The sequence below is a fragment of the Psychromonas sp. SA13A genome, from assembly GCF_011378715.1.
GTDB lineage: Bacteria > Pseudomonadota > Gammaproteobacteria > Enterobacterales > Psychromonadaceae > Psychromonas.
The window spans coordinates 210,659-218,162 of sequence record NZ_WTKU01000006.1 but is presented as its reverse complement, the minus strand read 5'-3'; the positions used below and the strand labels follow the sequence as shown (position 1 = coordinate 218,162).

At 38.0% G+C, this 7,504-nt stretch carries 5 protein-coding genes; 4 read left to right on the top strand and 1 reads right to left on the bottom strand.

Annotated features, from left to right (window positions below; translation table 11 throughout):
• Window positions 1-1,009: IS30 family transposase (locus tag GQR44_RS08325; RefSeq protein WP_240923598.1), on the top strand; the 1,009-nt coding region annotated here is incomplete at its 5' end.
• A 580-nt stretch (window positions 1,010-1,589) separates the two neighbouring features.
• Window positions 1,590-3,275 (top strand): flagellin, encoded by a 1,686-nt coding sequence (locus GQR44_RS19965; RefSeq protein WP_166371156.1) that lies wholly within the window; start codon window positions 1,590-1,592, stop codon window positions 3,273-3,275.
• Between the two features lie 615 nt (window positions 3,276-3,890).
• Here GQR44_RS19965 and GQR44_RS08315 read toward each other — a convergent pair.
• Window positions 3,891-4,262 (bottom strand): GxxExxY protein, encoded by a 372-nt coding sequence (locus GQR44_RS08315; RefSeq protein ID WP_166371154.1) that lies wholly within the window; start codon window positions 4,260-4,262, stop codon window positions 3,891-3,893.
• A 979-nt stretch (window positions 4,263-5,241) separates the two neighbouring features.
• Between GQR44_RS08315 and GQR44_RS08310 the strand changes: the two genes are divergently transcribed.
• Together GQR44_RS08310 and GQR44_RS08305 are read left to right on the top strand one after the other, a co-directional pair.
• Entirely contained in the window at window positions 5,242-6,948 is a 1,707-nt protein-coding gene (locus GQR44_RS08310) for a flagellin (RefSeq protein WP_166371152.1), read from the top strand.
• A gap of 88 nt (window positions 6,949-7,036) precedes the next feature.
• On the top strand, window positions 7,037-7,453 hold the full coding sequence (locus GQR44_RS08305) for a flagellar protein FlaG (RefSeq protein WP_166371150.1): 417 nt from the start codon (window positions 7,037-7,039) through the stop codon (window positions 7,451-7,453).
• Window positions 7,454-7,504 lie beyond the last annotated feature (51 nt).

Genomic DNA, 7,504 nt, shown 5'->3' with positions numbered 1-7,504 from the left:
TATGCTTATCGCTTTTTCTCCGGCAAGAGATGCAACAATGAAAACATATAAACAACTGACCTACGAACAACGATGCCAGATTTATGCGCTAAAGAAAATAGGCATGAGTCAAAATAAAATAGCTAAACAACTGAATGTGAATCAATCAACGCTTAGTAGGGAGCTTTCTCGCAATACAGGTAAGCGAGGTTATCGAATTAACCAGGCCCAACAAGCTGCAGTTAAAAGGCGTATTGAAGCGCGTAAAGCGATTAAAATGACATCTACTCTGATTGCATTAATAAATGTAAAACTAGGTGAAAAATGGAGTCCTGACCAAATCTCAGGATGGCTTAAGAAAGAGCATGGTACCAGTATTAGCGATGAAACTATTTACCAACATATTTGCTCCAATAAGCGGAGTGGTGGTCAATTATTCCAATATCTGCGTCGAAAAGGCAAGGCTTACCAAGCGCGCAATAAAGATAAACAAGCTGGTCGAGGTTTTATCAAGAACCGCGTCAGTATTGATGAGCGACCTAATATCGTTGATACACGTAGCCGAGTTGGTGATTGGGAAATAGATTTAGTCATTGGTAAAGGGCACAGCGGCGCATTAGTGACTATTGTTGAGCGTAAAACGCGTTTTACAGTATCGACACGTATTGATGATAAGTCAGCAAAGACTGTCACTGCGGCCACACTTGCATTATTAAAACCATTTAAAAATGCAGTATTAACCATCACCGCTGATAACGGTAAAGAGTTCGCTTATCACGAAGAGTTAACCAAAAAATTAAAGTGTGCAGTCTATTTTGCAGACCCATACTGTTCATGGCAACGTGGTTTGAATGAAAATACAAATGGTTTGTTAAGACAATATTGGCCCAAATCTACCGACTTTAAAAAAGTATCGAATTCATTAGTAAAAGAGGTAATATTGAAACTCAATGACAGACCAAGAAAGAAATTAGATTACAATACGCCAGCCAAATTAATGGCTGAACATATGGTAGCTATAGCTGCTTAGTCGTTATGCACTTCAGAGTTGAATCCGCCTATGATTACACTCAGCCCCAATTCATTCAGAACGTACGAACCCCTTTAAAACTCGCGCTATCTAAGATCTAATGAAGATCTTTTTTTTGTTTATGCTCGCCAATCTATCGCTAGTGTCGGCGGTTGATACTCATAATTATTGTTAATATTCACGGACTTTATAGCGCCCTTAGATTGGCATAAGTAGTTTGATAATATCCCACTAATACCATTGCCCCTTCTTTAATATCAATCCTCTAAATTTCTATGCCTTTAGCCGCTACAAGCCGTCGCGTCATTTTTTAGTGGCGGTAACAATACACCGCCTCGATTTTTTGACTTTCTGAATATCTTCACCGAATTGAGTATTTATTTAATATCAATAACTTAATGTTGTAATTGTAAGTTACTAATATTAAATAAATTTATTTTAATTTCTCTCGATAGAATATTAAAAATAAAAGTTGGCATAAAAATCGCTTTACAACCCTTGAGAGTAAAAAATTGACGGCAAAACGAACAAATCTTGCCGATTTCCCCAATAAGGGACTGAAGGAACAAAGGAGCAATTTATGTCACAAGTAATCAATACTAATATCATGTCGCTAAATGCACAGCGTCAGTTAAATAAAAGCCAAATTACACAAAATGAAGCCATGGAGCGTTTATCTTCTGGTTTGCGTATCAACAGCGCAAAAGATGATGCAGCGGGCCTTGCAATTTCAACTGGTATGCAATCACAAATTAAAGGAATCAATCAAGCAGTTCGGAATTCAAATGACGGCATATCAATGACGCAAACAGCAGAGGGGTCAATGGATGAAATGACCAACATCCTACAGCGTATGCGTGAGCTATCAGTACAAGCGGCAAATGATACAAATTCGTCTGAAAATAAAGCCTCAATTCAACAAGAGGTTGATCAGTTATACAGCGAATTAGACCGTATTTCAGAAACGACACAGTTTAATGGTAGAAATTTATTAGATGGTTCAAATCCATCCACCACATTGCAAATTGGTGCTAATTCAGGTGAAAATTTAACTTTTTCTATCCCTTCTGTAACCACTGCTGCACTTGGACTTGATGGTGGTGTTAATAAAGGCGATTTAAATGGTGGTCGTGTAGGTACTACAGGTACTGATGCTGGTGATGTTGCAATAAATGGTATCGATATTAGTGCTGTTGCAGCAGATGCTGGCGCAGAAGAGATGGCGCGGGTTATTAATTTAGCAACAGCTTCAACTGGAGTGTTAGCAGATGCATATAATGTAGTTGAAGGAATGAGTGATAGTACAACTAGTGGCATAACAAATGGACTAGAAATCTCTGTTGGTTCAGGAAGTACAATAACACTCGGCGCAACATCATCAATGGCAAATCTTGCTGAAACAATCAATCGTGATGTGGAAGGTGTGACTGCTACAGTGGGCGACGCAGGTAATCTTATCCTTAATAATGATACGGGAGAGTCAATAACTATCGGAGGGGATGTTGGAGCTTCTGGCTTAGAGGGATCGCCGACAACTTTTGAAGGTTATTTAGGATTAACCAGTCAAAGTAACGAACCGATACAAGTTAGCCTGGGGAGTAGTGGTAGTACAGGTGATAATGAGCAATTTGGATTTATGGTTACTAATGGTAGCGCCGTTACAGGCAATCAAATCACTGGTATTGCTCCTATAGCTGCTGCTGATGCTATTTCTATTAATGGTGTTCCATTAGAGATATTAGGTACACCCTCGGCCGCAGATAAAATAGATGCGATTAATGCCTTAACAGACCAAACGGGGGTTACTGCTACACCTTCGGGGAGTGCTGGTATATTACTAACTTCAGCTGATGGTGGGGATATTGTTGTAGAAAGTGGTCAAGCCGCTTTGTCCGACCAAAAAGATTCTTTGGAAAAATTAGGTTTAATTGATGTTGGTGGGACAGGAGTAACAGATTTAAACTTAAGTGTAACGACTTCTGAAAAAGCGGTTAGAAGCTTAGATAAAATCGATAATGCTTTACAGCAGATTTCAGAATCCCGTGCAGGGTTAGGTGCGATTCAAAACCGTTTAAGCTCTACTATTTCTAACTTAGAGAATGTATCGCAAAATTTATCGGCATCTAACTCGCGTATTCAAGACGCAGATTTTGCAGCTGAAACCTCTAAAATGAGTAAAGCGCAAATATTACAACAAGCAGGTACCTCAATGTTATCGCAAGCGAATGCAAGTACACAAAATGTACTGTCATTACTGCAAGGATAAAGTGAGTTGATAAACTCGTTTAATAAAGGCAATTTATTGCCGACTTAATTCGATTTATCATTACAAGTAAAATGGGTGAATATCTTACAGGTTTTTACTCTCATTTTCTCCTCAGTTCCCACCCATTTAAAGGCAGCCTAGGCTGCCTTTTTCTATACTAGTTACCACGACCAAAGCCATTAACTACAAGAAAACCTTTAAAAAATTAAAAAACATTAAAGGGTTACAATAAATAAAGTGTTTTAAGATTTTGACCTTACTTCTTCACCCTTCGTGGTTAAATCGCTTTTGACCTTGAAACCGCAAACCCCATTAACCACGAAGCCGCTGCGCTGCACAGAGGACACGAAGAAAACCCTTAAACAGGTTAAAAGATTAAAAAATAAATAAGGTATTTAGGTTGCCCTAATAAAATTATTTTGTGGGTCTTAGGTCTTGACCTTACTTCTTCATCCTTCGTGCCTTCGTGGTTAATTGCTTTTGCTTTTGCTTTTGCTTTTGCTTTTGCTTTTGCTTTTGACTTTGACTTTGACTTTGATCTTTATTTTCATATTCCAAGTTTCGTGGTTAATAGCTTTTGGTTTGGTATATCAGAGTCATCCGATTGCAGATAAATTAAAGCTTAAATCGCTTAATACCATTTTTCAAAACAACGGTATTAAAATTGATTAATAAACCTGTTTGTATATTCGCTAGTTTCATATAAGTGATAATTTGCGCTTCATGTATCGCAGTTAAATGCTGAACACTTTTAAGTTCGACAATAAGCTTGCCCGCAATGACTAAATCAAGTCGATAAGCACAATCAATTTCAACGGACTTATATTTGATAGGTAAAGTAAGCTGTTGTTGATAAGGTATGTTGAGGCATGATAATTCATAGGCTAGGCATTTCTCATAACTAGACTCCAACAACCCTGGGCCCAATTGTTTATGAACCTCAATCGCACACCCAATCACTTGATACGATAAATCATCAAAATCCATATTCATATCCTCCGTATTTAAAGTAATTATGATTATAGATAGCTAATGCTAATCCCACCATTAACCTAAAGATCCATTTACATGAAGAAAACACTTAAAAAGCTAAAACCGTAAAACCCATTAACCACGAAGCCGCTGCGCTGCACAGAGGACACGAAGAAAAGCCTTAAAAAATTAAAAAACGTTAAAGGGTTAAAAATCAATAAAGTATTTTAAGGTTTTGATCTTACTTCTTCACCCTTCGTGCCTTCGTGGTTAAATTGTTTTTGATCTTGAAACCGAAACCCCATTAACCACGAAGCCGCTGCGCTGCACAGAGGACACGAAGAAAACCCTTAGAAAATTAAAAAACGTTAAAGGGTTAAAAATCAATAAAGTATTTTAAGGTTTTGATCTTACTTCTTCACCCTTCGTGCCTTCGTGGTTAATTTGCTCTTGACCTTGACCTTGACCTTGACCTTGACCTTGACCTTGACCTTGACCTTTACAACCATAATTTCGTGATTAATCGGTTTGATTCCCAAGGAAGGCCACAGAGTAGCTATCGCCACACAAAGAACACGAAGAAAAACCTAATAAAATTATTTTTTAGGTTTTTGACCTTACTTCTTTACCCTTCGTGCCTTCGTGGTTAATTAGCTTTTGACCTTGACCTGGCTTTTACACGTAAAATTTTGTGGTTAATGCTTTTGATTTTCACCCCAGAAACCCTCGGTGGTTAAGGGCTTTAGATCCTTTTAAAAAATAAAACGATCTTTTTTTAATCTACCCCTAAAGTAATTGTTTTGTCGGTCGATAAAGTTATTAAGTCCGAACATCGACTGTTTTGAAAATGAACCGTTTAGCTAGAAAAATTTTTAATTAAACAAAAACATTAAAGTTATTTTTTAAGCGGTCGATACTAATTACATACTTAATCAAACTGATTAAAAGTTTTATAAACAACTTAAGTCAGAAATAAATAACCAAGGAGCACATCATGGCCTCAGTAGTAAATACAAATGTAATGTCAATTAACGCTCAGCGTCAATTAGGCAAATCACAAGCAACACAAAATGAAGCAATGGAACGTTTATCTTCTGGCTTACGTATCAACAGTGCAAAAGATGATGCAGCGGGTCTTGCTATTTCAACCGGCTTTCAATCACAAATTACAGGTATTACCCAAGCAGTTCGTAACGCCAATGATGGTGTGTCAATGACACAAACCGCTGAGGGTTCAATGGATGAAATGTCTAATATCCTACAGCGTATGCGTGAGCTATCAGTGCAATCTGCGAATGATACCAACTCATCTTCTAACCGTGCGGCCATTCAAGAAGAGGTTGATCAATTACACAGTGAATTAGACCGTATCGCAGAAACAACAGAATTCAATGGTACTAAACTATTAAATGGCACTGCAGGTGAAACAACATTGCAAGTTGGTGCAAATTCAGGTCAAACATTAAGCTTCTCAATTGATTCTGTTACAACCAATGATTTAGGTCTTAATGGTAACCTTAATAAAGCTGAGTTAAATAGTGGTCGAGTTGGGATTGCTGATACGGCTGCTGATGAGTTTACTGTCAACGGAACTGATATCGGTGTTGTAAACCTCGATGAAGGTGACTCAGCAGTAGCATTGAAAGATGCTATTAATCTTAAAACATCTGAGACGGGCGTCACTGCTAGTGCTTATAATGTAGTGCAAGGCGATGATGCTAGTGCAACTGTAACAGGCATTACAAATGGGCTTGAAATTTCTGTTGGTTCGGGTTCTGCAGTTACACTGGGTGCTACCTCATCAATGAGCAGTTTAGTTGAAACAATTAATCGTGATGTAGCCGGTGTAACAGCATCTTTGGGTGATAAAGGTGAGCTATTACTAACTAATGATACTGGTGAAGATATTGGTATTAAAGCTAGTGCCGCTGACAAAGCCGCTGCTGGTTTTAGTCAACAAACAGATGATACCGAAAAAGTTTATGCAGGCTACATAGCTTTAGATTCTGCAGATAATACTGATATAGCAGTAGATGGTACATCGGCTGCCAAAGCTGGATTTGCTGTATCAAATGGTGCAGATTCAATTACTGGAGCTGGGTTCACACTAGCGGAAATAAAAGCTGAAGATAAATTGCAAATAAATGGTGTTGATATTGGTGCTATTGGCGATGGTTCTGCGCCAACAGCAAGTGAACTTGAAGACCATCTTAATAGTTATTCAGATCAAACTGGGGTTACTGTAACTGTTGATGCCTCAGATGGTATACAATTTTCTGCTGAACCTGGCGTTGGTGTTGAAGTATCATCATCAGCTTCTACACAAGAACTTCGAAGCACCGCCCTTGGTAAGCTTGGAATGGGCGGTGAAATGGGCGGTAAAGTTATCGACTCTTTAGGCACTAACGTATCCACAATGAATGGCGCAATGGACTCTATTGATAAAATTGACTCTGCTTTAGAGCAAATCAGTGCTTCACGTGCAGGATTAGGTGCAATTCAAAACCGTTTAAGCTCTACTATTTCTAATTTAGAAAATGTATCACAAAACTTATCTGCTTCTAACTCACGTATTCAAGATGCTGACTTTGCGACAGAAACGTCTAAAATGAGTAAAGCACAGATATTACAACAAGCAGGTACATCAATGTTGTCACAGGCTAATGCTTCAACGCAAAGCGTACTTTCTCTTCTTGGTTAGAACGCTAGGGCTCTTAATTGATTGATTTAATAGCTCCCTAGCAATAGGGGGCTTTTTTGCTTATTAGGTAGGCTAAAAGAGGTTTATTATGTCAGAACTAAATATTGCAACATCGGCAGCGGGATATACAGGAATAAAGCAAGAGAATTCAGTTGATTCTTTAGTCAAAGCTTCCATTTCCCCTTCAGAAGCGGTGGTTACTGAAGCAACTCAAGCAACAAATGCACTGCAAATAGATAAAGAATTAAAAGGGATGCCTTTAGAAAAAGAGCAACCTCTCACTGATAAAGAAGTGAACGATACAGTAGATGAGTTGAATAGTTTTTTACAGGATATGAAACGTAATTTATCATTTTCTGTGGATGATACATCAGGTGAAAGTGTTATCCTTGTTAAAGACTCTGAAAGTGAAGAAGTGATCCGCCAGATCCCTTCTGAAGAGTTAGTGGTTTTACGTAAAAAAATGGATGATTTAACGGGGCTGCTTTTTGATACTAAGGTATAAATGATTAATTTTTAATCATTATTTGTTAATTGCTAAATAATTAGAGTAATT

Excerpts from the sequence above, each read along its gene's own strand:
- GQR44_RS19965 (WP_166371156.1), top strand. The coding sequence starts at position 1,590 with ATGTCACAAGTAATCAATACTAATATCATGTCGCTAAATGCACAGCGT.
- GQR44_RS08315 (WP_166371154.1), bottom strand. The coding sequence starts at position 4,262 with ATGGATTTTGATGATTTATCGTATCAAGTGATTGGGTGTGCGATTGAG.
- GQR44_RS08310 (WP_166371152.1), top strand. The coding sequence starts at position 5,242 with ATGGCCTCAGTAGTAAATACAAATGTAATGTCAATTAACGCTCAGCGT.
- GQR44_RS08305 (WP_166371150.1), top strand. The coding sequence starts at position 7,037 with ATGTCAGAACTAAATATTGCAACATCGGCAGCGGGATATACAGGAATA.